Raw genomic sequence first — 26,659 nt, 5'->3', positions numbered from 1 at the left:
CTCAGCAGCGCGCGTCCACGCTGGCGCGGGCAATGGCTGGCCATTGCAGCGCCACCGACTCGATGCTGTCGGCACTGACCGCGCGCAGATCCCGCGGATACGCCACATGCTCGGCCTCCTGCAGGCGCAGTGCGTGGAACTGGCCATTGCTTGCGCGCAGCACCCAGCCGCCGTCCTGGCAGCGCGTGGACGTCAGATAGGCCACGCCCTGCGCGACCGCGTCCGGATGCAGTTCGTCGGGCTCGCCGTCGATGCCCCACATGCGCGTCTTTGCCACCGGCGAAACCGCGTTGACCACGATGCCATGCTCGGCGCCTTCCAGCGCCAGCACATTGACCAGTCCCAGCGCCCCCAACTTGCCCATCGCGTAAGCGGACAGCCCGCGCTGTGCGTACTGCGGATACAGCGCGCGATCGGAGGTGGTGATGACGATGCGCCCACCGCCCGCCGCGCGCATTGCCGGCCACGCCGCCTGCGCCAGCCACAGCGGCGTCTTCGCGGCCAGGCACAGCATCTGCTCCAGCGCCTCGTCCTCGATCGCTTCCAGCGTCTGGTACTCGACCCAGCCGGCGTTGTGGATCAGGAAGTCAATGCGACCGTGCGCCTGCAGCAGTTCCTGCACCAGCGCATGGCAACCGGCACGATGGTCGATGGGACCGCTTGCGGCCTGCACCGGCAAACCCTGCCGCTGCAGCGCTTCGACGCTGCGCAGGATGCGCTGTGGATCGGCACCTCGGCCATCGGTGCCGGCACCGACGTCATGCATCACCACATACGCGCCACGCTCGGCCAGCAGGCGGCTGTAGGCCAGGCCCAACCCACCCGCGGCACCGGTCACCAGGCCCACCTGGCCTTCGAAGGAAATACGAGAAATTGGCTGCATCGGCACAGCTTCGGCCAAGCGCACCGCACTCGGCCAATACCGTTGACCACCGCGCACGATACGCCCGCGCTATCACTGGAAAAGGGGACGGAGGGGATTAAGTCGCTTCCGGCACATAAAGGGCAATAGCGACTTAATCCCCTCCGTCCCCTTTTTCATTCAGCGGCTGAAGCGGCGCGCGCCGGCCACGCAGATCACCGCGACCACGGTCACCAGCACCATGCTGAGGCTGACCGCTTCGTGCAGCAGCAGCGCGGCCAGGGCCAGGCCGAAGAAGGGCTGCAGCAGCTGCAGTTGGCCGACGGCGGCGATACCGCCCTGCGCCAGACCGCGATACCAGAACAGGAAGCCGATCAGCATGCTGAACACCGCCACGTAGCCCAGTGCCCACCACGCCGAGGCACCGACCGCAGTGAACGAGGCCGGACGCATCAGCACTGTCAGCGGCAGCATCACCGGCAAGGCCAGCAGCAACGCCCAGCTGATCACCTGCCAACCGCCGAGATGGCGGGCAAGCCGGCCACCTTCGGCATAGCCCAGCCCGCACACCACGATCGCCGCCAGCATCAGCAGGTCGGCCTGCAACGACGCCTCGATGCCGTTGCGCACCGCATAGCCGACCACGCAGGCACTGCCCAGCAGCGAGAACAACCAGAACGCCGGGCGCGGTCGATCGCCGCCGCGCAGCACGCCGAATACCGCAGTGCTCAATGGCAACAGGCCGAGGAACACGATGGTATGCGCCGACGACGCATGGCGCAGCGCGAGTGCCGTCAGCAGCGGAAAGCCGACCACAACGCCGAGGCTGACCACCACCAGCCCCGGCAGGTCATTGCGCCGCGGCCATGGCTGGCGCAGCAGAAGCAGCAGACCCAGGCCAAGCACGGCGGCGATGGTGGCGCGTGCGGCAGTGACGAACCCGGCATCCAGCTGCAGCACCGCCAAGCGGGTGGCCGGCAGGGAGCCCGCGAAGATCACTACACCGATGAAGCCATTGATCCAACCACTCGCCGACCGTTCCACGCCTGTACTCCTGAAGATGCCGGACGATGCCCGGGTGGACCTGTATGGAAGCATCCAGCGCGGAACGACCCCAGCTACAATCCAGTACAGTCGCAAGTAACTGTACTGCCCACACTTCCACTACGGTTCCGCCATGCCACGTTCGCTCACCCGCATTGAATCGGTCATCCAGACTGTCCGCGCCCGCATCGGTGCGCGGGTGGATGGCCCCGGCTCGCGCCTGCCTTCGGTACGTGCGCAGGCGGCGGCGATGGGGGTGTCGGTCTCGACCGTGGTCGAGGCCTACGAGCGCCTGGCCGCCGAAGGCCTGATCAGTGCGCGCGCAGGATCCGGCTTCTACGTCAGTGGGCCGGCCGCACCGCTGGCGCTGGCTGAAATGGAGCCGCGGCTGGACCGCGCGGTGGATCCGCTGTGGGTGTCGCGGCAATCGCTGGAAACGCCGGCGGGCCACCTCAAGCCGGGCTGCGGCTGGATGCCCAGTGATTGGCTGTATCACGATGGCGTGCGCCGCGGCCTGCGTCGGCTCGCACGTGCCGATGCATCACAGCTGGTCGACTACGCCGGCCCGCTCGGGCTGCCCGCATTGCGCCAGCTGCTGCAACGGCGTAGCGCGGCGCTGGGCATTGATGCACCGATGGAGCAGATCCTGCTGACCGAATCCGGTACGCACGCGGTCGATCTGCTCTGCCGTTTCCTGCTCAAGCCCGGCGACTGCGTGCTGGTGGATGACCCCAGTTACTTCAACTACCACGCGTTGCTGAAGGCGCACCAGGTGCAGGCCATCGGCGTGCCGTACACGCACAGCGGCCCGGACCTGGAGGCGTTCGCGCAGGCAGTTCAGGCGCATACGCCGCGGCTGTACATCACCAACTCAGGCCTGCACAACCCGACCGGCGCGGTGCTTTCCGCCAGCACCGCGCACCGCCTGCTGGGCCTGGCCGAACGCAATGAACTGATCATCGTCGAGGACGACATCTTCGCCGACTTCGAACTGCAGCCTGCACCGCGGCTGGCCGCGCTCGATGGACTGTCGCGGGTGATCCACGTCGGCAGCTTCTCCAAGACGCTGTCGGCGGCTTCGCGCTGTGGCTACATCGCTGCGCGCCATGACTGGATCGAGGCGCTGACCGACCTGAAGCTGGCCACCAGCTTCGGCGGCGGTCACCTGGCGATGCAGTTGATGCACATCGCGCTGACCGACAGCGGCTACCGCCGCCACATGCAGTCGGTACGTTCGCGCCTGGCCGATGCGCGCCGGCACACGCTGCGGAAGCTGCAGGCGCTGGGCATCACGCCGTGGCTGCAGCCGGAAGCCGGGCTCTTCCTGTGGTGCCAGCTGCCCGATGGCCGCGATGCCGCCGCACTGGCCCGGCAATGCCTGCGCAAGGGCATCGTGCTGGCACCGGGCAACGCGTTCAGTCAGTCGCAGCGCGCGGCCGACTATGTACGTTTCAACGTTTCGCAGTGCCAGGACCCGAGGATCTGGCAGGTACTGGCGCGGGAACTGCGCTGAGCTGGTTGTGAACCGGCCCGCGCAGGCGGCAGTATCCAGCCGCAAAGGCGCTTGCGCGCCGCGCTACAGTGGTATGTCCCCGCCGCAGGAATCCGCGCATGTCCACGTTCTCCGATCCGCAGGCGGTGGCCCGCTATGCCCAAGCCCCGCTGCGCCAGGTGCCCGGCTTCCTCGCGTTGCAGCAGATGAGCCGCCTGCTGCTGGCCGAACGTGTCCCTGCGCAGGGCCGCGTGCTGGTGCTGGGTGCCGGTGGCGGGTTGGAACTGAAGGCCTTCGCCGAGGCGCAACCGGGCTGGCAGTTGCTGGGCGTGGACCCGGCCGCGCCGATGCTGGCCCTGGCCGAGCAGACACTGGGCACATTGAACGCACGCGTTGAGCTGCTGGAAGGCTACATCGACGATGCCCCGGATGTGCGCTTCGATGGTGCCAGCTGCCTGCTGACCCTGCACTTCCTCGACGCCACGCAACGCCTGCATACGTTGCGTGAACTACACAAGCGACTGCGCCAGGGTGCCCCTCTGGTTGTCGCCCACCACAGCGTGCCGCAGGATCCGGTCGGCAAGCTGCGCTGGTTGCAGCGCTACGCGGCGTTCGCCGAAGCCTCGGGGGTTGCCCACGCCGAGGCGCAGCGCGCGATCGAAGCAATTGCGGAGCGGCTGCCGCTGCTGGCGCCCGAGCAGGAAGTCGCGCTGCTGCAGGAGGCCGGCTTCAACGACGTGGAGCTGTTCTATGCCGGCTTCAGCTTCAAGGGCTGGGTGGCGTACGCCGGATGATGTCTACGGCACCACGGTAATGCCGATGCGCTGCATCAACAGCGCCACCTGCTGCACATCCAGCGTGGCGCCGCGCAGATTGGTGCTGCGCAGGTCCAGCTCGCCCAGCTCCGAGTTGGTCAGGTTGCAGTCGGTGAAGTTGGCGCTGTTCCAGTCGATACCCTCGAACTGGCCCCCGGACAGATCCGATCCTGCGAAACTGGCACCGCTCACGTTGGCGCCGTCCCAGCGGTTCTCCCACAGTTCGCACTTCTCCAGCGTCACCCGCGAGAAATTGGCGTAGCGCAGGTTCGATTTCTTGATGAAGGCGCTGCAGAACCAGCTGCGCGTGGTGATCTGGTTCATGAAGCTGGCGTTGCTGAAGTCCGCGCCCTGCGCACGGCACTCGCTGATCTCCAGGCCCAGCGCCTTGATGAAACTGAAGTTGCACATGCTGATGTCGCAACTACGAAAGCTGGCTTCCTTCAATGTGGCGCCGTTGAAACGGCAACCGGCGCGGTTTTCAGCGTCATAGAAGCTGCAGTTGATGAACTCGGTGGCGGTGAGGTCAGCGCCGGAAAAGTCGCATTCGTGGAACTGCTGGTCGACCACTTTCTGGCCGGTGTACTGGTCCACGCCGATGCGCAGCTTTCGGTGAACGGTGGGGGACATCGGGGATTCCATGCCAAGTGCCCCGCCATGATGCCGGGCCACGAAGGTGATCCATAGACCCGGACGCGGGCAGGTTCACCGGCAGTCCAGCCGTTCTGTGTCCACCCGGCCGAATGCACGTTGTTGCACGTTGATGCACGAACATGCAGACTTGCAGCATGAGCTCCGATCCCAGCCCCCTGCCCGCCCAGCGCACCCAGCTGATCCTCGACGAACTGCGCCAACAGGGCCGTGTGGTGGCCGCTGAACTGGCGCACCGCTATGCGGTTTCCGAGGATTCGATCCGGCGCGATCTGCGCGAGCTGGCCGCCCAAGGCCTGTGCCAGCGTGTCTACGGGGGCGCCGTGCTGCCGCCGCCAAAGGAACGCCCGCTACGCGAGCGACTGACCCGCGACCGTGGCGACAAGGCCGAACTGGCCGCCCGCGTCTGCGCGCTGCTGCAGCCCGGCCAGGTCGTACTGCTCGATGCCGGCTCGACCAACCTGGCCATCGCCCAGCAGCTGCCGGCCGCCCTCGGTCTGACGGTGATCACCAACGCGCCGCAGATCGCCACCGCTGCCAGCATGCTCGAAGGCACTTCGGTGCAGCTGATCGGCGGCCGCCTCGCCAGCGGCGGCGGCGCGGTCGGCGCTGAAGCGTTGGCGCAGGTGCAGCGCCTGCGCGCCGACGTATACCTGCCCGGCCCCTGCGCGGTGGACGGCGACACCGGCGTGTGGGCAATGGATTCGGAAGAAGCCACGCTGAAACGCGCGATGGTGGCCTGCAGCAGCCGCGTCATCGTCGCCGCCACCACTGAAAAGCTCGGTGCCCGCGGCAACTGGCAGATCGCCAGCCTCGATGAAATCGACGATCTGGTGCTGACCACCTCGGCTCCGCCGGCGCTGGCCGCGCGCTTCCGCGCAGCCGGCATCGCGGTACACCCCACTCCGCCCTGACCGTACCGCCCATGTCCCTTGCCAACCGCGCGCGTGCCGAACAGCACGCGACCCGCGCTGCGTTCTTCATTCCCGGCTTCGCCACTGCGTTGTGGGCCACCCTGGTGCCATTCGCCAAAGCACGCACCGAGATCAACGACGCTACGCTGGGCCTGGTGCTGCTCTGCCTCGGTGCCGGTTCGCTGCTGGCCATGCCGCTGTCCGGTGTACTGGCCGCACGCCTCGGTTGCCGGCGGGTGATGGTGGCCAGCAGCCTGCTGATCTGCCTGACCGTGCCCGGCCTGGCGCTGGCCGGTTCGGCCTGGTCACTGGGGCTGGTGCTGTTCGTGTTCGGCGCCGCCGTGGGCGCAATGGACTGCACGATGAACGTGCAGGCCGTCATCGTCGAGCGCGAAGCACGGCGGGTGATGATGTCCGGCTTCCATGCCTTCTTCAGCATCGGCGGCTTCCTCGGCGCGGCCACCATGACCGTGCTGTTGTCCGCACAGCTGCCGCCACTGGCATCGGTGCTGATCGGCGTTGGCGCCATGCTGCTGGTGATGCTGCTGTCGGCGGCGTACTGGCACAGCGAACGCATGCCGCACGACACACCGATGTTGGCCCTGCCGCACGGCATCGTGCTGTTCATCGGCGTGCTGGCGTTCGTCGCCTTCCTCGGTGAAGGCGCGATGCTGGACTGGAGCGCGGTCTTCCTCAGCGATGTGCGTCGCGTCGATGCCAGCCTCGCCGGTATCGGCTATGTAACCTTCACCCTGACCATGACCGTGGCGCGCTTGTTCGGCGACGCACTGGTGGAGCGCGTAGGCCGTGAGCGCGCGATCGTGTTCGGCGCGCTGCTCGCCGCCGCGGGAGTGCTGGTGTTGACCGTGGTCACGCCGTGGCAGGCGTCGCTGGCGGGCTATGTGCTGGTCGGCCTCGGTTGCGCCAACATCGCACCGGCACTGTTCTCGCTGGCCGGCCACCAGACCCGCATGCCCGGCGCACTGGCAATCACCGCCGTTTCCACGCTGGGCTTTGCCGGCATCCTTGCTGGCCCAGCACTGATCGGTTTTGCTGCCAACCACTTCGGCCTGATCGCTGCGTTCATCGGCGTGGCCACCGCCTTGTTGCTGGTGGCCGTGTCCACACGTTGGCTGCGGATGTAGCCCAGGGCCTCAGCGCCGCCTGTGCCGCAGCTTCATCCGCAATCGCCGATAGCCGATCACCGTCGCCGTGGCACACAGCGCGGTGCCAGCAGCGCTCAGCAGCAGCAACACCGCCAGCCGGGCACCTTCCTGGCGCAGCATCGCCGGTAGGTCCCAGCTGTGCAGGAAGTAGAACAGCCAGCGCCCCACGCGCTCACGGTGCCCCATTGTCAGCAACGGATCGCCGGTGGCCAGGTCGAGGTAGACCCGCGTGGCCTCGGCATCGCCGAAATCCGCCACCGCCACTGGGAAGCGCCGTACCGCCGCCCCGTTCATGGCTTCCGGTGCACGCGGATAGAAGTAGGCGTCCGCTGCACGCTGCACCACGAAGCCCTGCATCGGCGCAGCGGACAGCGCACGCACCTTCTGCTGCAGCCACGCGGCCGGCAGCAACCGCGCAACCTGCAGATGCCCATCGTTGCCGGACACGATGCGGGTATCGCCTTTCCCATCCAGCAGCACCGCGAACAGCTCGCCTCCGATGCGGCGCCACTGGATCTCGACTGGTTGGAAGCGCTCAGCACCGGCCACCGCCAGAAGCTTCGCCGGCTCACCCAACGCGCCATCCACCGTTACCGCGCTGCCACGATAGCGTTCAACATCGATCGCCTCGCGCGTGCTGCTGAAGACCCCCAATGGATTCATCGACATCAGCCCGCTGAAGATCCAGGTGAACACGAAGGCCGCAGCCATCAGTCCGATCAGATGGTGCCAGCGCATCCACGGTTCGACGTACGGCGTCTTCGCACCGGAGCGGTAGCGCCCGCGGAAACGCCAGCGCCACACACCCACCACGATGCCGCTGACCGCCGCCAACGTGCACAGTGCGGACAGCACGATCACCACCCACGTCCACACCGGATCCACCGACTGCATGCGCAGGAAGTACAGCCAGTGCAGCCACGCGCCCACATAGTTCCAGCGCTGCTGCACATGCGGGGCGTCCAGCACCACTTCACCGGTACGCGAGGACACATACAGGTCGCCCGGCTGCGCACCGCCCACCTCCACCCGATACAGCGGCCGATGCACATCCAGTGCACGCGAATGCGTCCAGCGGTCCTCGTCCACGCGCATCGCACCCACGAAGGCCTGGCCGCCGGCGAACTGTGCAGCGGACGCTTCGGCACGCTGCGCCGACACCGGCAGCAGCGCCTGGCCGGTCACGGCAGACCAGGCGCCCACGCTGCTGCCACTTCGCACCACATATGCCGGCTCGCCACGCAGCGTGGTCAACGCCACAGCCTCCGGCTCGGCCTGCACAGCCGCAGGCAGTATCGACAGCCCCTGCAGGTCGCGGGTCTCACCCAGCACCGGCAACGCCGCCAGACGTTCACCGGGCGTCAGCTTCGGGTAGCCGATGAACAACATCACCATGCCGCTGACGAACCACAACAGCATCAGCAGGCATCCGCCGATGCCGAGCCAACGGTGCACCAGGTAGGTCCAGCGCTTGGCAGTGGATCGCAGCGACATGGTGCGCGTCCTCAGAAGCGATGGTCGACGGTGAACTCGACGCGACGATCCGCGCCCAGCAGCCACTGCGTGCTGGTGTAGTACGCGGTGGCGTAGTACGCCTTGTCGAATACATTGAACAGGCGCGCTGACAATCGCGTGCGCGGTGCTGCCTGCCAGGTCAGCGCCAGATCGGTGGTGCTGTAGCTGGGCAACTCCAGCGTGTTGGCATTGTCGGCGTAGCGCTTGCCGACATAGCGAACGCCACCCGCCGCGCTCCAGTCCGGCGCGAACTGCCAGCTCAGCCACACATTGGCCAGGCGTTCGGCCACGTTCGGCGGCACGTTGCCATCGCGCGACACCAGCATCGGCGGCAACCCGGTGGTTTCCAGGAAGTCCTCGAACTCGGCCTTCAGCACCGTGGCGTTGGCATCCAACGTCCAGTGCGGCGCGACGTTCCAGTTCAACGACGCCTCGATACCACGCGAGGTCTGCGCGCCCACTTGCACGCGGCGGTCCGGCACCAGCGGATCGCGGCTGAGCAGCCCGGTCTTGCGGATGCGATACGCCGCCAGCGTCCACTCGCCGCCATCGAAGGCCTGCTTCAGGCCCAACTCGATCTGCCGCCCCTTGGCCAGGTCGAAGGCACCGTTTGCCGGGCTGATCATCAGCAGGCCACTGACCGGGTCCGCCGCCTGCGAGTACTGCGCATACAGGCTCAGCGTCGGCTGCAGCGCGAATACCGTGCCTGCACGCCAGCCGGTGCTGCTGTAGGTCTTCGAGAACGCATTCTGGCCGCTGATCAGATCGGTGCGATCAATGCGCGCGCGGTCGTGGCGCAGGCCACCCAGCACCGACCAGCGCTCGCTCAGCGCCAGCCGGCCCTCCACGAACAGCGCGTACTGCTCGGCACGATTGCGGTAGCGCGGCAGGTTCGGCGCGTCGCTGGTGAACTGGCCCGGCACCGGATCGAACGGATCGACCGGGCCCGAGCTGCCGGCATAGGTGTTGTTGGTGTGCTTGAAGTGCGCGCGGTTGGCGTCCAGGCCCACCGCGAAGCTGTTCTGCAGGCCACCCGCCGTTCCCTGCACACGCAGCGTCGAGGTCAGTCCGGTCTGGTCCTGGGTGTGGGTGATCTCGGTGTTGCCCGATCGATCGATCAAGCCGGTGGCGCGGTTGTAAACATAGGCCTCGGCATTGCGCCAATCGCGTTGGCTGTCGATCTGGTAGAGGCGCGTGCGCCATTCCACGTTCGCGGTCGGCGTCCACAGCGCATCGAGCTGGGTCCAGCGGTCACGGTAGCGGATCTCGCTGTCATCCACGTTGTAGTTGCGGTGGCGCAGCGCCTCCAGCTGGCGGCCCTCGACCAGCGGCGTGCCGAAGTAGCGCATCGGTTGCTGGTAGCCCTGCGCATGGGTGAGGGTCAACTGCAGGTCCGCGCGCGGCTGCCACAGCAACGCGCCGGAGAATGTCGCGTCACTGTTGCGCCCACGATCGACCCAACCACCGCTGTAGTTGCCACTCACGTCCAGCCGGTAGGCCAGCTCGGGCGTCAGCGCGCCACCGCTGCCGAAGCCCAGGCGCGCGGTGTCCTCGCTGCCCACGGTTACGCTGATCTCGTTCTCGATCGCACCACGCGTGGGCTTCTTCGGCACGATGTTGATCACGCCGCCGATCGCACCGTCGCCATGGATGACCGAGGCCGGGCCGCGCAGCACTTCGATGCGCTCGATCGACCAGGTATCGAACGGGAAGGTGATACCCACGCCACCGTACTGGCGCAGCCCGTCGTACAGGCGCATCACCGAAGCGCCATCGGTGAAGCCGCGGCTGGACAGCGCACTCAGGCCGTTGCCCGGGTGCGGCATCGCACTGATCGCACCTGCCCGGCTGATCGCATCGTTGAGGTTGCTGTCGCTACGCTGCTCCAGTTGTTCGCGCGAAATCACCGTCAGGCTGGCCGGTGTCTGCAGCACGCTCAGGCCCAGCGCGGAACCGGCGTTGGCGGTGGACGACAGCTCACCGCTGCGGGTATCGACCACCCGCACGGTGTCCAGCGTGGTCGGTGGTGCCGCATCGGCGGCAAGTACGGGGGCGGTGTGCAGGAGCAACGCGCACAGGACAGGCAGCGTCGCCCGGCGCAGGTGCGCGGAGTTGGGGTTCGTTTTCATTTTTTTCACGGCATGCAAGGCCACCCCGCAATGGCAGGGCAGCAATCAGAAAGGGACAAACACGCGCGTGCGGGCACCGGCCGTGGCCGGCAACCTCATGGAAAAATGTTCAATGCAACGCGCGTGCGGCTCAGGCAGCCATCAGTGCCGGCGGCCCACGCGCTCCCAATGTGCCGCTGATCCGTTGCGGCAACGCCCGCACCGCACCGCGCAGCGCGCGGCACACCGGTGCCATCGGCGCCAACAGCAGCACTGCCACCAGTAGAGTGATCAGCCGTGCAGCGATCAGGCAGTAATCGCAGTCCACGCCCATCTCATGATCGGCGTGTGGATCGGCAGGTGGCTTCTTTGCGGCCTCGCCGTGCGGCATCGCCATCGCGTGGTGGTCGTGATGGCCTTCCATCGCGTGCTGCGCATGCTCTGCGTGCATCGCGTGATCCATCGCCGCCGCCGGCACTGCAGCAGCCACGTGACCGTGCGCCAGCCAGCGGCTCACCAGCGGGGCGAGCAGCACCAGCAGCATGGCAAGCCATGCCAGGGCCTGGAACCGGCGGTGGAGAGCAGAACGGCGCACGCCGCCATTCTACGGGGCCCTGACCAACCTTGGACCATGTTCAGGGTTTGCCCCCTGCGACACGGTGACGCAGGGCTGTGCTGCCGGCCACAGCGATGGGCACGCCCTCCCTGCGCACGCCCACCACGCTGTGGATCCACGCCATGCGTGGATGCGCTTCGCGCATCAACTCACGTACTGCGCCTGCCCGTTCCCGAACGACCAGTTTTCCCGCTTCACTTCCACCAGGTTGATGAACACATCCTCTCGGCGGATACCCACCGCTGCGTGCAGGCCCTCGGCGATGCCGGCGTACAGCGCCTTCTTCTGCTCCAGCGTGCGCCCTTCGTTCCAGGTGATCTGGATGCAGATGAAATCGTCGGTGCGGTCCACGCCCAGGTAGCCGGGGTCATAGATCAACGTGCCCGGCTCATGTTGCTGGAAAATCTGGAAGCGATCGTTCTCCGGCACGCCCACCGCGCGCATGGCCTGGTAGATGGTTTCGCCGACGCGTTGCAGGTAGTCGGCGGATTTACCTTTGCGAAGATCAATGCGGGCGAGCGGCATGGTGGCACTCCAGAGTGGATGGGCACGGCGACGGGCTGAGACTACGCCTGCCCGGGGCGGCGGGACAGCGCAGGGATGGAACCCTCTGCTTCCATTCGTGGCACGGGCCCGCCCACGTGCGTAACGAAGGCGACCCGGACGAACAGTTGGGCGCCTTCCACACCGACGGGCTGATCGTGGCCGCGCGACAGCTGGTACGCGAGGCACATCATTGCCTCTCCGGCGACGACGCCTGACCGGCCCGGATATGCGCCCGCTACAATCGAGCAGGGAGCGCAGGAGGCCGCAATGGACGCCGAACACCTGGAGTACTTCAAGGCCGCACTGGAAGGCCGCGCAAGCGTGGGCTGGAACGTCTGGTTCACCGCCAACCAGCAGGCGCTGGCACAACACCTGAGCCGTCCTGCACTGCTGCGCTTGAAGTTCAGCAAACTGGATGAAGCCGAACGCCTGCTGGCCGAGGCCGGCATCGTGCCCTGCAGCACAGCGGGCAAGCGCTACGAAATGTACTGCGCGCAGTTCTCGGCGGACGTGGTGGACGCGAACGGTCGCCCACTACCGGCCATCTGGCGCGCGGCGCACGGCGGTGCCATCGGCCTGCTTGCCGATGGTGAGCAGGAGGCCGGCCAGGCGAAGCTGCTCGCGGAGTTCCGCCGCGTCCGCAAGCGCGGACTGCAGCAGGCCCAAGAATGGTTGGCCGATCTGTGCTTTGAAGGCGAGATGGAACTGAGCGGCGGCAATGCCGATGTGGGCCGTAGCCTGCTGGCGGTGGTGGTGCGGGCCGGCAGCGGTCACGACCTGCTGGATGCAACCGCGATGATCGCGCGCGAGCTGCTGGAGGACCTCGGCTGAAACGGTGATCGCTTCGGCGGGCACTACGGAATCACAGGCAACAAAAAAGCCCCCATTGCTGGAGGCTTCTTTTGTTCTGCAACATGGTGGGCGGTACAGGGATCGAACCTGTGACCCTTGCCGTGTGAAGGCAATGCTCTACCGCTGAGCTAACCGCCCGGTGTGTTGCTGAGCCGCTCATTATAGGGGCTTTTCAGAGGCCGTCAACAGTTTTTCACATTCGTGTTCACGGGTGTTTTCGAGGGCGGCAGTCGAGCATGGCTCGACTCTACAGAACAGCCCGGCGCAGCCTTACATCGTGTGCGTCGGCTTGTCCGAGCCGGTCAGGCCGGCCAGCAGGGTCTCGATCTTGTGGCGCACGCCCTCGCCTTCGGCACCGTCGGCCAGCTGCACGCCGATGCCAGCGGTGCGGTTGCCCTGCGCGCCGGCCGGGGTCACCCAGATCACCTTGCCGGCCACCGGCAGGCGCTCGCTGGAATCAGGCAGGGTCAGCAGCAGGAACACCTCGTCGCCCAGGAAGTAGCGCTTGGGCGTGGGCACGAAGATGCCGCCATTCTTCACGAACGGCATGTACGCGCTGTACAGCGCGGCTTTGTCCTTCACAGCCAGGGACAGGATGCCCTGGCGGGCGTTGCTGGCACTCATCGATTTCCCCTTGCGGCAGGCCGCTCGTTCACCTTGTTCCAGGCCAGCAGCAACTCGACCACGGCAAGGTCTGCACGCACCGTGGTGCGCAGCAGGTCGCGGGTGCGGTTGGCCGCATCGAACCAGGCTGCAAGCTTGTGCAATCGCTCCGGCGTGGTCAAGGCATCGGTGCTGGCCTGGGCCAGCGCCAGGTCGGCCGCAAAGCGCAGTCGCAGCGCCGCGTTGTCATCACCGCACCACTTCTGCGCCAGCTCCACCGCGCCGGTCTTGCCGGCGGCCAGCTGTTCCAGTTCGCGGCCCACTTCGCGGCGCAGGCTCAGGCCATCTTCGCGCAGCCAGTTGTCGGCCTGGCCGGGGTGGCCGCGCGCCGCGTCCAGCGCTTCGCGCGCCGATGCTTCGCTGTGGCCCTGCTGCTGCAGCCAGGCCAGCGCTTCGTGCTGCGGCGGCAACTTGAATTCCAGACGCTGGCAACGGCTGCGGATGGTCTGCGGCAGGCGCGCCGGGTCGCTGCTGATCAGCCACAGGTAGCGGCCGGGCTGCGGCTCTTCCAGCGTCTTCAGCAGCGCGTTGGCCGCCGAGCGGTTGATCGCATCGGCTGGGTCGACGATCACCACCTGCGCCACGCCGTACTGCGGGGTCAGCGCCAGCTTGTCGGTGATCTCGCGCACCTGCTCGATGACGATCTCGGTGCGCAGCTTGTCGCCGCTCTTGTTCGGAATGAAGCTGACCAGCTGCAGGTCAGGATGGGTGCCGGCGGCGATCAGCTGGCGCGTGCGCATGGCATGCGCGGCATCGCCGCGCGCCAGCACGTGGTCGGCCAGCGCCAGTGCCACCTCGCGTTTGCCCAGCCCGGCCGGGCCGCAGATCAGCAGGCCATGACCAAGGCGGTCGGCATCGAGCGCTGCCACGGTCTGGTCGAACGCGCGCTGCTGCCACGGCGAGAATGTGCTCATGCGCCCTCCCCGTCCTGCAGCCAGCGCTCGACCTGCGCGACCACATCGGCCGCTACACGCGCCTGCACCTGGCCGGCGTCGATCAGCGCGAAGCGCTGCGGGTCCTGCTGCGCGCGGCTGCGGAACACTTCGCGCACGCGCTGGAAGAAATCATCCTGTTCGCTTTCGATGCGGTCCGGCCACAGATCGCGCCCGTTGGCGCGTGCGCGGCCTACTGCCACGTCCACGTCCAGCAGCAGGGTCAGGCCCGGCAGCAGGCCCACCGCGCGTCGTTCCAGATCGGCAATCCACTGCGGGTCGAGGCCACGGCCACCGCCCTGGTAGGCGTAGCTGGAATCGGTGAAGCGATCGCTCAGCACATAGGCGCCGCGCTGCAGTGCCGGCTGGATCACCTGGCGCACATGCTGCGCGCGTGCAGCGAACACCAGCAGCAGCTCGGCTTCGGCGCTGAGCGGCTCGGCGGCGATCTCGGCATCGGGTTTCAGCACCAGGCCACGGATGCGCTCGGCCAGCGGCGTACCGCCCGGCTCGCGGGTCAGCACCACCTCGTGGCCGTGGCTGCGCAGGCAGTCACGGATGGCATTGATGGCGGTGGTCTTGCCTGCGCCCTCGCCGCCTTCCAGGCTGACGAAACGCGGGTGGCGAAGCAGCGCGGGACTCATTGCGCCGGGGTCTCCTTGGTACGTTGCTGGCGCAGCTGCTGCAGGTAGCGGGCCACTGCGGCGTTGTGCTGGTCCAGGCTGGGCGAGAACACGTGCGCGCCACTGCCATCGCCCACGGCGACGAAGTACAGCGCGTCGCCCGCTGCGGGTTGCGCGGCTGCCATCAGCGCATCGCGGCTGGGCATGGCGATCGGGGTCGGGGTCAGGCCGGCGCGGGTATAGGTGTTGTAGGGCGTATCGGTGGTCAGGTCGCGGCGGCGGATGTTGCCGTCATACGCAGCACCGATGCCGTAGATCACGGTCGGGTCGGTCTGCAGGCGCATGCCGATCTTCAGGCGGCGCATGAACACGCCGGCGATCTGCGGACGCTCGCTGGCCAGCGCGGTTTCCTTCTCGATGATCGAGGCCATCGTCAGCAGTTCGTAGGGCGTGTTGATCGGCAGGTCCGGCGCACGGCTTTCCCAGGCTTCATCCAGTGCGTCCTGCATTGCAGCGTGAGCACGCTTGAGCACATCAAGATCGCTGTCGCCACGCTGGTAGACGTAGGTCTCCGGCAGGAAGCGGCCTTCCGGATGCTGGCCACCGAAGCCGAGGCGCTGCATCAACGCGGCGTCATCGAGGTTGTCGGTGGTGTGCAGCAGCGGCTCGGCGCGCTTGAGCGCGGCACGCAACTGGCGGATGTTCCAGCCTTCAATGATCGTGACGCGGTGCTGCAGCACCTTGCCGGCGCGCATGCGCAGCAGCAGATCACGCGGGGTCAGGTCGTTGCTGAGCGCGTACTCACCCACCTTCAGTTTGCCGGCCGCATCGAGCTGGCGCGCCAGCAGCTGCCACTGCGCGTCCTGGCCCTCGTCCACGCCGGCGTCGCGCAGCTTGCGCAGCACCGTGTTCATGCCGTCGCCACTGGCGATGACCACGCTTTCGGCGGACGGGGTGATCGGAGCGTCGGCGAACCGGGTCTGCTGGTAGAAGAACCACGCGCCCGCGCCGGCCACGACGGCGGCCAGCACCACCACCAGCGTTACCACGAACAGACACCCGCGCTTGGCTCCCGCCATGGACTACCTCTGAACTCGATTCCGTCGTGCAGGATACCGTGCCGGTGGATTGGGGTCATGACCGGGGGCATGCGCCTGTGCCGACCGACGGTCGGCACCCACCCGAACAATGGCACCCACCGGTACCGGTAGTGCCGGCCTCTGGCCGGCAATCGCGCGGATCATGGGTGCATGAGGTTGCCGGCCAGCGGCCGGCACTACCGGAATACGCCTACCCCTGCTGGCCGAGCGCGCGCAGCAGGCCGCGGGCCTTGGCGCGGGTCTCGTCCAGTTCCTTGTCCGGGTCCGAGTCGACCACGATGCCGGCGCCGGTGCGGAAGCTCACCTCGTGGCCATCCACTTCGGCGGTGCGGATCAGGATGTTCAGGTCCAGGTCGCCATCGCGGTTCAGCCAGCCGAACGCGCCGGTGTAGGCACCACGCGGCACCTGCTCCAGCTCGCTGATGATCTGCATGCAGCGCACCTTCGGGCAGCCGGTGATGGTGCCGCCGGGGAAGGTGGCGGCGATCACCTCGCCGGGGGTGACCTCCGGGCGCAGATGGCCGCTGACGTTGCTGACGATGTGATGCACGTGCGCGTAGCTCTCCACGGTCATCAGCTCATCGACCACCACGGTACCGGGCAGGCAGATACGGCCCAGGTCGTTGCGTTCCAGGTCGATCAGCATCACGTGCTCGGCACGCTCCTTCGGGTGACCGACCAGCTCCTGGATGCGCGCAGCATCATCGTCCCCCTCGAAGCGCGGACGCGTGCCGGCAATCGGACGGGTCTGCGCGTGGCCGGCATGCACCGACACCAGCCGCTCCGGCGAGGAACTGACCACATGGCGGCCGTGCGCGCTGAACAGGCCGGCGAACGGTGCCGGGTTGGCACGGCGCAGCTGCGCGTACAGCGCCTGCGGGCTGACCGGTGCGGCAAACTGCGCGCTCCAGCGCCGCGACAGGTTCACCTGGAACACATCGCCGGCACGCAGGTATTCGATCACCCGGCGCACGCCGTCGGTGAAGCGCTGCGGCGCGTCCTCGCCGACCGACTGCGGTGGCTGCCAGCCCTGCCCGGCTTCGGGCAGCGTGGCCGAGGCCAGTGCCACCAGCGCATCCAGCAACGCCTGCTCGCCGGCTTCGGCGATGACGAAGCTGGCCTCGTGGTGGTGGTCGTGCAGCACCGCGGCCGGGCAGCGCAGCGCCAGCGCGGTCGGGCGGCCGTCCTCGCGCGCACGCGCCGGCAGCACCGGTTCGATCTGGCTGGCCACTTCGTAGTCCAGCATCAACGCCCAGCCGCCGCGGAACGGCAGGCTGTGGCTGCCGTCGTGCGGCAGGCGTTCGCGCTGCCAGGCACGGTCCAGCACCTGCAGGAAGCTGCCGGCCTGCACCGCGTCGTGCTGGTCGCGCACCTGGCCATCGGCATCCAGCCGCAGGCTATCGCCCTGCGCGGCCAGCAGCAGGCTCCAGCGGCCCTGGGCAGTGCCCGAGGCGGTGGATTCCATCAGCAGCGGGAAGCGCGACGGGTCGTGCTGCTGCAGGGCCAGCAGATCGATCAGGTGCGGCAGCGGGTGGATCAGCGGTGCGTGGGTCATGGCGGCCAGTTCGGGGTTCAGATGCACGGAAGCCGCCTTGCGGCGGCTTCTTCGTATGTAGAGTCGAGCAAGCTCGACTCTACCAATGCAAAGTCGAGCATGGCTCGACTCTACAACGTCGGTCAGACGCGCTTGAAGATCAGCGTGCCGTTGGTGCCGCCGAAGCCGAAGCCATTGGACATCACCACGTCGACCTTGGCCTGGCGTGCTTCATTGGGCACGTAGTCCAGGTCGCAGCCTTCGCCCGGCTGCTGCAGGTTGATGGTCGGCGGGATGACGTTGTCCTGCAGCGCCATCACCGAGAAGATCGCTTCCACGCCACCGGCAGCGCCGAGCAGGTGGCCGGTCATCGACTTGGTGGAGCTGACCATCATCTTGTAGGCGTGGTCGCCGAAGGCGGTCTTCATCGCCATGGTCTCGCCCAGGTCGCCCAGCGGCGTGGAGGTGCCGTGCGCGTTGAGGTAGCCCACCTGTTCCGGGGTCACGCCGGCATCCTTCATGGCCATGACCATGCAGCGGGCGGCGCCTTCGCCGTTCTCGCTCGGTGCGGTCATGTGGTACGCGTCGGAGCTGGCGCCGAAGCCGGCCAGTTCGCAGTAGATCTTCGCGCCACGTGCCTTGGCGTGCTCATACTCTTCCAGGATCAGGATGCCGGCGCCGTCGCCCAGCACGAAGCCGTCACGGTCTTTGTCCCACGGGCGCGAGGCCTGTTCCGGGGCGTCGTTGCGGGTGCTCATGGCCTTCATCGCGCAGAAGCCGCCCAGTGCGGTCGGCGACGAGCCACGCTCGGCACCACCGACCACCATCACGTCGGCATCGCCGTACTGGATCATGCGCATGGCGGTGCCGATCGAATGGTTCGAGGTCGCGCACGCCGACACCGCCGAGAACGACGGGCCCTTCAGGCCGGTGATGATGCTCAGCTGGCCCGGCAGCATGTTGATGATGGTCTTGGGCACGTAGAAGGGCGAGATCTTCTTGCCCTCATGGAACTCGATGGTCTGCTCTTCGATGCCGAGCAGGCCGCCGATGCCGGCGCCGACGATGGCGCCGATGCGCTCGGCATTGGCGTCGGTGATCTCAAGGCCCGAGTCGTGCAGGGCCATGAACGAGGCACCGAGGCCGTAATGGATGAACGGGTCCATCTTCTTGGCATCCTTGCCGCTGACCCGGAACTTGCCGAACAGTTCATTGTCGGCGGTGATGTCGAATCCCTTGACCTCACCTGCAATCTTGGTGGTGAACCGATCCAGATAGGCATCAGAAACGTTGGTCAGCGGACCGATGCCCGAACGACCCTGGGTGATGCCTTCCCAGCTGCTGGCCAGATCATTGCCCAACGGCGAGACGATACCCAGGCCGGTTACGACGACGCGACGCTTCATTGCTGATTCTCCTGGCCCGGATGATTTCAACGGGCAACTCGGTTTGCTTCGGTGTGATGCTCAAACACACGGGGCCGCAACAGCGGCCCCATGGGGTGCGGTGCGCGGCGAGCGTGAGCCCGCGCGCGCACTGCCGTCTGACATCAGGCCTTGACGTGGGCCTTGATGTAGTCGATGGCGGCCTGCACGGTGCTGATCTTCTCGGCTTCTTCGTCCGGGATCTCGCACTCGAATTCTTCTTCCAGGGCCATCACCAGCTCGACGGTGTCCAGCGAGTCAGCGCCCAGGTCATCGACGAACGATGCGCTGTTGGTGACTTCTTCTTCCTTGACGCCAAGCTGTTCGACGACGATTTTCTTGACGCGTTCTTCGATGGTGCTCATGGGATCTCGCTCCAGATGGAGTTGTGGTTCAAAAGTGGTCGCCATCAAAGGCGATGGCCGTGGGATAGTGTAGTGGAAACCGGCGCGGCCTTGCATCGCAGCAAAAACCTCAGCAGATCAACCACTTGCGGCGCAATCCCTGCGCCCCTTGCTTACGGCATGTACATGCCGCCGTTCACATGGAGGGTTTCGCCGGTGATGTAACCGGCAGCCGGGCCGGCCAGGAAGGCCACCGCATGAGCGATGTCTTCCGGCGAACCCAGGCGTTCGAGGGCGATGTCGTTGATCAGCGCGGTACGCGCTTCTTCCGGCAACGCCTTGGTCATGTCGGTGTCGATGAAGCCGGGTGCGACAACATTGACGGTGACACCGCGCGAACCGATTTCCTTGGCCAGCGACTTGCTGAAGCCGATGATGCCGGCCTTGGCGGCAGCGTAGTTGGCCTGGCCGGCATTGCCGGTCACGCCCACCACCGATGCGATGTTGATGATGCGGCCCTTGCGCGCCTTCATCATGCCGCGCATCACCGCCTTGCTGGTGCGGAACACGCTGGTCAGGTTGGTGTCGATGATCGACGCCCAGTCCTCGTCCTTCATGCGCATCAGCAGGTTGTCGCGGGTGATGCCGGCATTGTTGACCAGGATCGAGATCGGGCCGAATTCCTTGGCGATGCCATCGAGCACACTGTCCAGCGCAGCTGCGTCGGTGACGTTCAGCGCGCGGCCGTGGCCACCGTGGGCGGCCAGGCGCTCACCGATCGCGGCGGCGCCGGATTCAGTGGTGGCGGTGCCGATGACGGTGGCGCCCTGGGCGGCCAGCAGATCGGCGATGGCGGCACCAATGCCACGGCTGGCGCCGGTGACCAGTGCGATTTCACCCTGCAGGGGCTTGCTCATGATGTTTTCCTCAGGCTGGGACGGCCGCCGTACCCGTACCGCTTGCAGCGGCCACCGGTACGGTCGGCAGGAACAAGGGGGATCAGGCCGACCATGCCTCGCGGGCGGCTTCGAAGTCGCCTGGCGTGGCCAACGAACGGCCGTCGATGGCCTTGTCGATACGCTTGACCAGACCGGTCAGCACCTTGCCCGGGCCGCACTCGGCGATCCGGGTGACGCCACGGCCAGCCAGCGCCTGCACGCACCCGGTCCACTGCACCGGCTGGTACAGCTGCTGGACCAGCGCGGTACGGATCGCGTCAATGCCGTCATGCACCTTGGCGTCGACGTTCTGCACCACCGGCAGCTGCGGCGCCTGCCAGGCCAGGCCGGCCATCACTTCGGCCAGGCGGTTGGCCGCTTCGCGCATCAACGGGGTGTGCGAGGGCACGCTCACGGCCAGCTTGACCGCCTTGCGCACGCCCTTCTCGGCCAGCAGCGCCAGCGCACGGTCGACCGCGTCGGCGTCGCCACCGATCACGATCTGGCCCGGCGAATTGAAGTTGGCCGGCACCACCACCTGGCTGCCTGCGGCTTCGGCGCAGACGTCCAGCACCAGCTGGTCTTCGGCGCCGAGCACGGCGGCCATGGCACCGACGCCGGCCGGTGCGGCTTCCTGCATCAGCTGGCCGCGCAGGCGCACCAGGTGCGCACCGTCATGCAGGCTCAGCGCGCCAGCGGCAACCAGGGCGGTGTACTCGCCCAGGCTGTGACCGGCCAGCACCGACGGGCGCGGACCGCCCACGGCGTTCCAGGCGCGCCACACGCCGATGCTTGCGGCCAGCAGGGCCGGCTGGGTGTATTCGGTGCGGTTGAGCATTTCCTCCGGGCCGCCCTGGGACAGCGCCCACAGGTCGACGCCGGCACCATCGGATGCCTCGGTGAAGGCTTCACGCACCTGCGGGTGCAGTTCAGCCAGCTCGGCCACCATGCCCACAGACTGCGAGCCCTGGCCGGGGAAGACAAAAGCGAGGGTGGATACGGTCACGCGGTCATCCGCTTGTTGCAATCGAAGCGGGCCATGATAAGGGGGAACATGCCGTGTCGTCTGTACGTGCGCGTATGCACGCGTATGGTGGGCCAGCCGCGGAACGCCGCCGGGCATGGCCCGGCGGACGCACAGTCAGCAGAACAGCTGCAGGACGTCCAGATCGCCGTCGGCGAGGAAATCCACGCACAGGCCCACCAGCATCAGCACGCCAGCGGTGCTGGCGCCATGGGCGATGAAGATGGAGTGGGCCAGCGCGCGCGCCGAGCGGCCCAGCTTCATGCAGACCCGGGCCAGGCTGCGCAGGCGGCCAGTGACCGCGTGCACGTGCTCGCGCACCGGCGCCTGCACATCGCCCATCGCCTCGGCCATCATCGCCTGCAGGTGCTCGGGGCGGTCGGCGTAGTACTTGGCCACGCCATAGCCGAACATCAGCCAGTCGCGGGCCTGCGCTTCGGACAGATCCATCACTTCCAGCGGATCTTCCTCGAAGTCGATGAAACCGACCTTCTCGCCATCCCAGGTGAGATTGCGCGGCAACGGCTGGCCGAAATAGGCGCCGCGCGCATGCGCTGCGGCAATGGCCAGCATGGCCGCCATCACCAGGCGGTCGCGACCGGCCTCGTCGGCTTCGCGCAGGCAGGTATTGAACGAACTGCCGTTGTCGCCGATCACCAGCGCAGCATGGCCGGTGCCCAGCACATCGGGCACGTTCACGCCCTGCGCCTGCAGTTCTGCAAGGCGACGGGCTTCGGTTTCGCGCGCGGCGTCACCGCCACGGTGCGGCGGCGGGCGCAGGGCATCCAGATGAAAACGACGGGCAACAAAATTGAGCAGGCCAAGGGCCAGCGCGCGGCTTCCCTTGCCGTACTGCTTCAGCCAGGCACGTTGCCCTTCGATGACGATGGGCTCAACCATGACAGGTCCTCCTTAAACGCGTTACGGCCCCAGAGGGGCCGCAACGACAAAGCTTCACGTTGTCGTAACTTGCACTATCAATAGCGCAGCAGAGCCGAACCCCACGTGAAGCCGCCGCCGAAGGCTTCCAGCAGCAGCAGCTGGCCACGTTCGACCTTGCCCGAGCGCACGGCGGCGTCCAGCGCCAGCGGCACCGAGCCGGACGAGGTATTGCCGTGCTTGTCGACGGTGACCACGACCTGGTCCATCGACATGTCCAGGCGCTTGGCGGTGGCTTCGATGATGCGCAGGTTGGCCTGGTGCGGAATCAGCCAATCCAGGTCGGACTTGTCCAGGCCGTTGGCAGCCAGAGTCTCGTCCACGACCGAGTCCAGCGCCTTGACGGCGTACTTGAACACGTCGTTGCCCTTCATGTTGATGGTGCCGCCGCCATTGGCGCCGTCCTTGAAGCCGGTCGAAACGCCAACCGGGTTCCACAGCAGCTCCTTCTTGCTGCCATCGGCATGCAGGTGGGTGCTGAGGATGCCGGTGTCTTCGTCGGCCTTGAGCACGACAGCACCGGCGCCATCGCCGAACAGCACGCAGGTGGTGCGATCGTTCCAGTCGACCATGCGGGTCAGCGTTTCGGTGCCGATCACCAGCACGTGCCTGCAGTCGCCGGAGCGGATGAACTTGTCGGCCACGCCCAACGCGAACACGAAGCCCGAGCAGGCGGCGTTGACGTCGAAGGCGGGGCACCCGGCCACACCGAGCTTTGCCTGGATCAGGCACGCGGTGGACGGGAAAATGAGATCAGGGGTGGTCGTGCCGACCACGATCATGTCGAGCTGCGAGGCGTCGATGCCTGCGGCTTCAAGCGCGCGCAGGGCGGCGTTGTAGCCAAGGTCGCTGGTGGTTTCGCCTTCGGCCGCGATGTGCCGCTCACGAATGCCGGTGCGCGACTGGATCCACTCATCCGAGGTTTCGACCATTTTTTCCAGGTCGGCGTTGGTCAGGACTTTTTCCGGCAAATAGCTACCGGTGCCCGCGATCCTCGAGTAGATCCGCTTGCTCATCATGTTTCCTGTTGCGCGGGCCGCCGATCACCGGCACACCCGGGAAAGAAGGCAAAGGCCGCTGCCCGGGGGCAGCGGCCTTCCCGGCACATCAATCTTCTTCGACGGCCGAGGTCTTGGTCTGGATGACCTTCTTGCCGCGGTAGAAACCATCGGCAGTGATGTGGTGACGCAGGTGCACTTCGCCGGTGGTCGGGTCGGTCGACAGCTGCTTGGCGCTCAGGGCGTCATGCGCACGACGCATGCCGCGGCGGGACGGGGTGACACGGGATTTCTGCACAGCCATGGGATTGCTCCAAACTCGGTTCGTTTTGCTTCGTCGTATCGTCGCGCAGGACGCCAGCGCCCAGCACACTTTCGCTTTCGCCGCAGCCGCCGACGACAATCCGGCTGCTATTGTTTCTTCAGTGCCGCCAACGCCGCGAACGGGTTGGCCTGCTTTGTTTCTTCTTCGCTCGGCGCCCAGTCCTTGTCGACTGCTTCACCGTCGGGCGACAGCGGCACCACAGGCACCGCCAGCACCAGCTCGTCCTCGACCAGGTCCAGCGGACGCAGCTGGCCGTCTTCCGGCACCAGCAACGCCTCGTACTCCTCCGGCAGGGACGATTCCTCGTCCTCGTCGCGGATCAGGCCAAGCCTCTGGGTCATCTTCACCGGCAACAGGAATCGCTGCATGCTGCGCTGACAGGTCAGCGGCAACGCGGTGTCGATGGTCAATTCCACATAGGATACCCGCAAGACGTCGTCGCGACCGAATTCAAGCGAGTAATTGCACTCACCGTCGGTATCTGCGACCAACCCCTGCAGGCGGGTCAATTCAGCCAGGGACACCTGACCGTCGAAGCGCCTTCGCGCTACAACCATCCGCCAGGCATCCAGCGTTTCGGGCACGTTCGCGGACATAAGCCGCTGAATACTAAGGATCGGGGCGGCGGCTGTCAAATGCCCGCCATACAGGACTTGCCGCTGGCGCTGCGGACACGCCAGACTGCCGCGCCCTGCCCCGGTATTCTCGCATGTCACTGGTCCTGGCCTCCACCTCCCGCTACCGCCGCGAGCTGCTGCAGCGATTGGGCCTTGCCTTCGACTGCGCGCGCCCGGAGGTGGATGAAACCCCGTTGAATGGCGAAGCGCCGCGGGCTCTGGCCACGCGCCTGGCTGCGGCCAAGGCCGCCGAGGTGGCTGCCCGCCATCCGGGCGCCTGGGTAATCGGCTCGGACCAGGTCGCGGACCTGAACGGCCAGCCGCTGGGCAAACCCGGTACGGTCGAGGCCGCCTGTGCGCAGCTGGCAGCGATGTCCGGGCAGACCGTGCGCTTCCACACCGCCGTCTGTCTCAGCCGTGATGGAGAATCATTCACGGCCGTCGATCTGACCGAAGTCTGCTTCCGCGCACTGGAACCGGACGAGATCGCCCGCTACGTGACCACCGAGCAGCCACTGGACTGCGCCGGCAGCTTCAAATGCGAGGGCCTGGGCATCAGCCTGTTCGACGCCATCGACAACCGCGACCCGACCGCGCTGGTCGGCCTGCCGCTGATCGCGGTATGCGGATTGCTGCGCAGGGCCGGTTTCGCGGTGCCCTGAACTATAGCGTCGAGCCCTGCCCGACTGCTTCTGCTGTAGATGGCAGGCGGCCCGGAAAAAGCAGTCGAGCATGGCTCGACCCTACAAAAGCAGAAGCCTCAACGGACCTCGAACGGCTGCTCCTGCCATTGCTCCACGCTGCCATCGCGGCCATACAGGCGCAGGCCCAGCCAATGCCTGCCCGGCGCCAGCGTGGTGGTATCCAGCGATGCGTCGAAGCCCACCGCCGGGTGCTGCGGATCGGTGCTGTCCGGCCACACGGGGCGGACGTCGAACACACGCCCATAGCGGGCGTCACCGATGGAACGGCCATCGACCAGCACTTCGACGCGTGCCAGGCCGACGCCATCCTTGAACGCCCAGCCCTTGATCGCGAACGTGCCGGACACCTTCTCGCCATTGGACGGCGCATCCAGCCACGCCATCGCCGGCGTCACGCACGGCCCTTCCGCGCGCTGCACCGGCAGGCGGAACAACAGGAAGCGCTGGAACCCGTGATCACTGCTGACCACGCGTGGCGCAGGCATCGGCCCCACCTGATCGCAGATGGCGTGATAGCGCTCCAGCAGTTCGCGATAGCGCTGGTCACTGGGTGACAGCACCAGCAGCATCGGCGCCGTGCGCTCGCCCTCATGCAGCAGGCCCCACTGTGCCAGCTGCGCGGTGCGGCCATGCTTGTCATTGAGCGGATGCGGCAGCACCTCGATGTTGCCATTGCCCAGCTGGAAGCCCAGCTCGGCGCCAACCTTGAAGTTGCCGGCCAGCACGCGCGTCCCTTCCGGCATCTGCCGCAGCTCTTCATGGACCGCTACGGCCAGTGGTTGCCAGCCAGCGAAATTGCGCGGGTAGTACTTGCTGCCGGCCATCTGCTCGCGCAGTGCCGGCGTGGATGCCATCAGGTAGTAGCCGAACGCCAGCACCATGCCCGCGCCTGCCAGCCACCAGCCGGTGCGGCGCAGCCAGCGCGGCCAGCCGTTGAGCACTACCGGCACCGCCACCAGCAGTGCGAGATAACCCGGCAGCGGCCAATGGAAACTGATCCGCTCGACGTCAGTGAAGAAGCCAAGCACGAAAATGCCCAGCGTGGATACGCCGCCCACCAGGCCGAAATAGCGCCACTGCACGCGCGCACCGCCACCGCTCCGGGTTCCTGCCAGCGCCACCTTCCACATCGCCATGCACAGGATCGGCGTCACCAGCATCGGCTGGATCACCAGGAACCACAGCCCGCCCCATTCAAAGGCCCAGGGATGACGCTCGACCACCTGGAATTTCAGACCGGCATCGTGGTTGTCCGCATTCCACGCCAGCAGTGGCAGCCATGCCAGCACGCCCACCGCCAGTGCGACCCATACGCGCGGATCGGCCAGCATGCGCCGCCCCTGCGGCAATGCCAGCAGCGCGATGAAACCGACGCCGATGACACCGATGAAACGGTAGTGGCTGAGTGCACCGATCAGCAGGCCCAGCGCCAGCTTCATCGCCGAGGAGGCATCCACGTTGTGCAGCAGGCGCGCACCGGCGTGCAGGCAGATCACTGCCGCCAGCGCCATCGGCACGTCGGGTACCGCCAGCAGGCCCAGCGTCGCCGACAACGGCATCAACAGCGTGAGGCTGCCCGCCTGCCAACCAGCCACATTGCCGAACCAGCGCGTGGCCGTGCGCACCACCAGCAGCGGCAACAGGGCACCGATGGCCAGGAACGGCAGGCGCAGCGCAAGCACGTGATGACCGCCGAGCTCCACGCCCAGGCGGGCCAGCCAGGCGGTCAACCCGGGCAGATCCGAATAGGCCGCGGCCAGATGCTGGCCTTCCTGCCAATAGAACGCTTCGTCGACGAACAGCGGCAAGCGCGCGGCAACGATCAGCTTGGCCGCTGTGACCAGCGTCCATAACCAGAGAAATATCGTCCGTGCGCGCTGTTCGCCTTGCATTGCTCTATGGATAATCGAGTG

At 66.9% G+C, this 26,659-nt stretch carries 27 protein-coding genes and 1 tRNA gene; 6 read left to right on the top strand and 22 right to left on the bottom strand.

Going from position 1 to position 26,659, the window contains the following annotated elements; genetic code table 11:
- Nucleotide 1: 1 nt before the first annotated feature.
- Nucleotides 2-883 carry an SDR family NAD(P)-dependent oxidoreductase gene (locus tag R1L06_RS07540; RefSeq protein WP_317217326.1) on the bottom strand — a complete coding sequence of 294 codons (882 nt, stop codon included), beginning with the start codon at nt 881-883 and terminating at the stop codon, nt 2-4.
- A gap of 159 nt (nt 884-1,042) precedes the next feature.
- Nucleotides 1,043-1,906, bottom strand: coding sequence for a DMT family transporter (locus R1L06_RS07535; RefSeq protein ID WP_049421562.1), 864 nt, complete (start codon nt 1,904-1,906; stop codon nt 1,043-1,045).
- Between the two features lie 133 nt (nt 1,907-2,039).
- On the opposite strand from R1L06_RS07535, the gene R1L06_RS07530 reads away from it, so the two are divergent.
- Nucleotides 2,040-3,419 carry an aminotransferase-like domain-containing protein gene (locus R1L06_RS07530; RefSeq protein WP_317217325.1) on the top strand — a complete coding sequence of 460 codons (1,380 nt, stop codon included), beginning with the start codon at nt 2,040-2,042 and terminating at the stop codon, nt 3,417-3,419.
- Between the two features lie 98 nt (nt 3,420-3,517).
- Entirely contained in the window at nt 3,518-4,192 is a 675-nt protein-coding gene (locus R1L06_RS07525) for a class I SAM-dependent methyltransferase (RefSeq protein WP_317217324.1), read from the top strand.
- Nucleotides 4,193-4,195: 3 nt separating this feature from the next.
- On the opposite strand, the gene smqnr is transcribed toward R1L06_RS07525, so the two are convergent.
- Nucleotides 4,196-4,843 carry a SmQnr family pentapeptide repeat protein gene (gene smqnr, locus R1L06_RS07520; RefSeq protein ID WP_317217323.1) on the bottom strand — a complete coding sequence of 216 codons (648 nt, stop codon included), beginning with the start codon at nt 4,841-4,843 and terminating at the stop codon, nt 4,196-4,198.
- A 158-nt stretch (nt 4,844-5,001) separates the two neighbouring features.
- Between smqnr and R1L06_RS07515 the strand changes: the two genes are divergently transcribed.
- Together R1L06_RS07515 and R1L06_RS07510 are read left to right on the top strand one after the other, a co-directional pair.
- Nucleotides 5,002-5,778 carry a DeoR/GlpR family DNA-binding transcription regulator gene (locus tag R1L06_RS07515; protein ID WP_317217322.1) on the top strand — a complete coding sequence of 259 codons (777 nt, stop codon included), beginning with the start codon at nt 5,002-5,004 and terminating at the stop codon, nt 5,776-5,778.
- An 11-nt stretch (nt 5,779-5,789) separates the two neighbouring features.
- A complete protein-coding gene (locus R1L06_RS07510) occupies nt 5,790-6,923 on the top strand; it encodes an MFS transporter (RefSeq protein WP_317217321.1) in 1,134 nt (377 codons plus the stop codon).
- A gap of 9 nt (nt 6,924-6,932) precedes the next feature.
- Here the strand turns inward: R1L06_RS07510 and R1L06_RS07505 are convergent, their stop codons facing one another.
- The 4 genes from R1L06_RS07505 to R1L06_RS07490 form a co-directional block, all read right to left on the bottom strand.
- Nucleotides 6,933-8,438, bottom strand: coding sequence for a PepSY domain-containing protein (locus tag R1L06_RS07505; protein ID WP_317217320.1), 1,506 nt, complete (start codon nt 8,436-8,438; stop codon nt 6,933-6,935).
- An 11-nt stretch (nt 8,439-8,449) separates the two neighbouring features.
- The gene (locus tag R1L06_RS07500; protein WP_317217319.1) at nt 8,450-10,588 is read right to left on the bottom strand and encodes a TonB-dependent receptor; all 2,139 of its coding nucleotides are present in this window, start codon (nt 10,586-10,588) and stop codon (nt 8,450-8,452) included.
- Nucleotides 10,589-10,718: 130 nt separating this feature from the next.
- Nucleotides 10,719-11,111 (bottom strand): DUF2946 family protein, encoded by a 393-nt coding sequence (locus R1L06_RS07495; protein WP_317217335.1) that lies wholly within the window; start codon nt 11,109-11,111, stop codon nt 10,719-10,721.
- Between the two features lie 216 nt (nt 11,112-11,327).
- Complete coding sequence (locus R1L06_RS07490; RefSeq protein WP_049400651.1) at nt 11,328-11,708, bottom strand: tautomerase family protein; 381 nt, start codon at nt 11,706-11,708, stop codon at nt 11,328-11,330.
- Nucleotides 11,709-11,996: 288 nt separating this feature from the next.
- Here R1L06_RS07490 and R1L06_RS07485 point away from each other — a divergent pair, with 288 nt between their 5' ends.
- Complete coding sequence (locus R1L06_RS07485) at nt 11,997-12,560, top strand: hypothetical protein (RefSeq protein WP_164079933.1); 564 nt, start codon at nt 11,997-11,999, stop codon at nt 12,558-12,560.
- An 84-nt stretch (nt 12,561-12,644) separates the two neighbouring features.
- On the opposite strand, the gene R1L06_RS07480 is transcribed toward R1L06_RS07485, so the two are convergent.
- From R1L06_RS07480 to R1L06_RS07415, 14 genes are all read right to left on the bottom strand, one after another.
- Nucleotides 12,645-12,719: transfer RNA gene (locus tag R1L06_RS07480), tRNA-Val, on the bottom strand.
- A 132-nt stretch (nt 12,720-12,851) separates the two neighbouring features.
- Nucleotides 12,852-13,205: a PilZ domain-containing protein gene (locus tag R1L06_RS07475; protein ID WP_005412452.1), complete on the bottom strand. Its 354-nt coding sequence runs from the start codon at nt 13,203-13,205 to the stop codon at nt 12,852-12,854.
- A complete protein-coding gene (locus R1L06_RS07470) occupies nt 13,202-14,158 on the bottom strand; it encodes a DNA polymerase III subunit delta' (protein WP_164079917.1) in 957 nt (318 codons plus the stop codon). The genes R1L06_RS07475 and R1L06_RS07470 overlap by 4 nt, the downstream gene beginning before the upstream one ends.
- Nucleotides 14,155-14,820, bottom strand: coding sequence for a dTMP kinase (tmk, locus tag R1L06_RS07465; RefSeq protein WP_049400648.1), 666 nt, complete (start codon nt 14,818-14,820; stop codon nt 14,155-14,157). The genes R1L06_RS07470 and tmk overlap by 4 nt, the downstream gene beginning before the upstream one ends.
- Nucleotides 14,817-15,878, bottom strand: a complete 1,062-nt coding sequence (mltG, locus tag R1L06_RS07460; protein WP_317217318.1) for an endolytic transglycosylase MltG — start codon at nt 15,876-15,878, stop codon at nt 14,817-14,819. The genes tmk and mltG overlap by 4 nt, the downstream gene beginning before the upstream one ends.
- 211 nt (nt 15,879-16,089) lie before the next feature.
- A complete protein-coding gene (locus R1L06_RS07455; RefSeq protein ID WP_317217334.1) occupies nt 16,090-17,454 on the bottom strand; it encodes an aminodeoxychorismate synthase component I in 1,365 nt (454 codons plus the stop codon).
- A 122-nt stretch (nt 17,455-17,576) separates the two neighbouring features.
- Nucleotides 17,577-18,839 (bottom strand): beta-ketoacyl-ACP synthase II, encoded by a 1,263-nt coding sequence (fabF, locus tag R1L06_RS07450; RefSeq protein ID WP_049463472.1) that lies wholly within the window; start codon nt 18,837-18,839, stop codon nt 17,577-17,579.
- A gap of 143 nt (nt 18,840-18,982) precedes the next feature.
- Complete coding sequence (gene acpP, locus R1L06_RS07445) at nt 18,983-19,222, bottom strand: acyl carrier protein (protein WP_005415509.1); 240 nt, start codon at nt 19,220-19,222, stop codon at nt 18,983-18,985.
- Nucleotides 19,223-19,374: 152 nt separating this feature from the next.
- On the bottom strand, nt 19,375-20,118 hold the full coding sequence (gene fabG, locus R1L06_RS07440) for a 3-oxoacyl-ACP reductase FabG (protein ID WP_004146899.1): 744 nt from the start codon (nt 20,116-20,118) through the stop codon (nt 19,375-19,377).
- Between the two features lie 82 nt (nt 20,119-20,200).
- On the bottom strand, nt 20,201-21,145 hold the full coding sequence (fabD, locus tag R1L06_RS07435; protein ID WP_032127764.1) for an ACP S-malonyltransferase: 945 nt from the start codon (nt 21,143-21,145) through the stop codon (nt 20,201-20,203).
- Nucleotides 21,146-21,280: 135 nt separating this feature from the next.
- Nucleotides 21,281-22,063, bottom strand: a complete 783-nt coding sequence (locus tag R1L06_RS07430) for a BUD32 family EKC/KEOPS complex subunit (RefSeq protein ID WP_317217317.1) — start codon at nt 22,061-22,063, stop codon at nt 21,281-21,283.
- 77 nt (nt 22,064-22,140) lie between these two features.
- Nucleotides 22,141-23,118: a beta-ketoacyl-ACP synthase III gene (locus tag R1L06_RS07425; protein ID WP_032127766.1), complete on the bottom strand. Its 978-nt coding sequence runs from the start codon at nt 23,116-23,118 to the stop codon at nt 22,141-22,143.
- A gap of 91 nt (nt 23,119-23,209) precedes the next feature.
- Entirely contained in the window at nt 23,210-23,404 is a 195-nt protein-coding gene (rpmF, locus tag R1L06_RS07420) for a 50S ribosomal protein L32 (RefSeq protein ID WP_004154640.1), read from the bottom strand.
- A gap of 107 nt (nt 23,405-23,511) precedes the next feature.
- On the bottom strand, nt 23,512-24,021 hold the full coding sequence (locus tag R1L06_RS07415; RefSeq protein WP_032127767.1) for a YceD family protein: 510 nt from the start codon (nt 24,019-24,021) through the stop codon (nt 23,512-23,514).
- Nucleotides 24,022-24,134: 113 nt separating this feature from the next.
- Here R1L06_RS07415 and R1L06_RS07410 point away from each other — a divergent pair, with 113 nt between their 5' ends.
- Nucleotides 24,135-24,704: a Maf family protein gene (locus tag R1L06_RS07410; RefSeq protein ID WP_049400644.1), complete on the top strand. Its 570-nt coding sequence runs from the start codon at nt 24,135-24,137 to the stop codon at nt 24,702-24,704.
- 98 nt (nt 24,705-24,802) lie between these two features.
- Here the strand turns inward: R1L06_RS07410 and R1L06_RS07405 are convergent, their stop codons facing one another.
- Nucleotides 24,803-26,638 carry a glycosyltransferase family 39 protein gene (locus R1L06_RS07405; RefSeq protein ID WP_032127769.1) on the bottom strand — a complete coding sequence of 612 codons (1,836 nt, stop codon included), beginning with the start codon at nt 26,636-26,638 and terminating at the stop codon, nt 24,803-24,805.
- Nucleotides 26,639-26,659 lie beyond the last annotated feature (21 nt).

This window comes from Stenotrophomonas mexicanensis (genome assembly GCF_032911605.1).
In the GTDB taxonomy this organism is placed as follows: domain Bacteria; phylum Pseudomonadota; class Gammaproteobacteria; order Xanthomonadales; family Xanthomonadaceae; genus Stenotrophomonas; species Stenotrophomonas maltophilia_A.
Note: the sequence above shows the minus strand (reverse complement) of the source record. Positions and strands in the feature narration are given on the sequence as shown.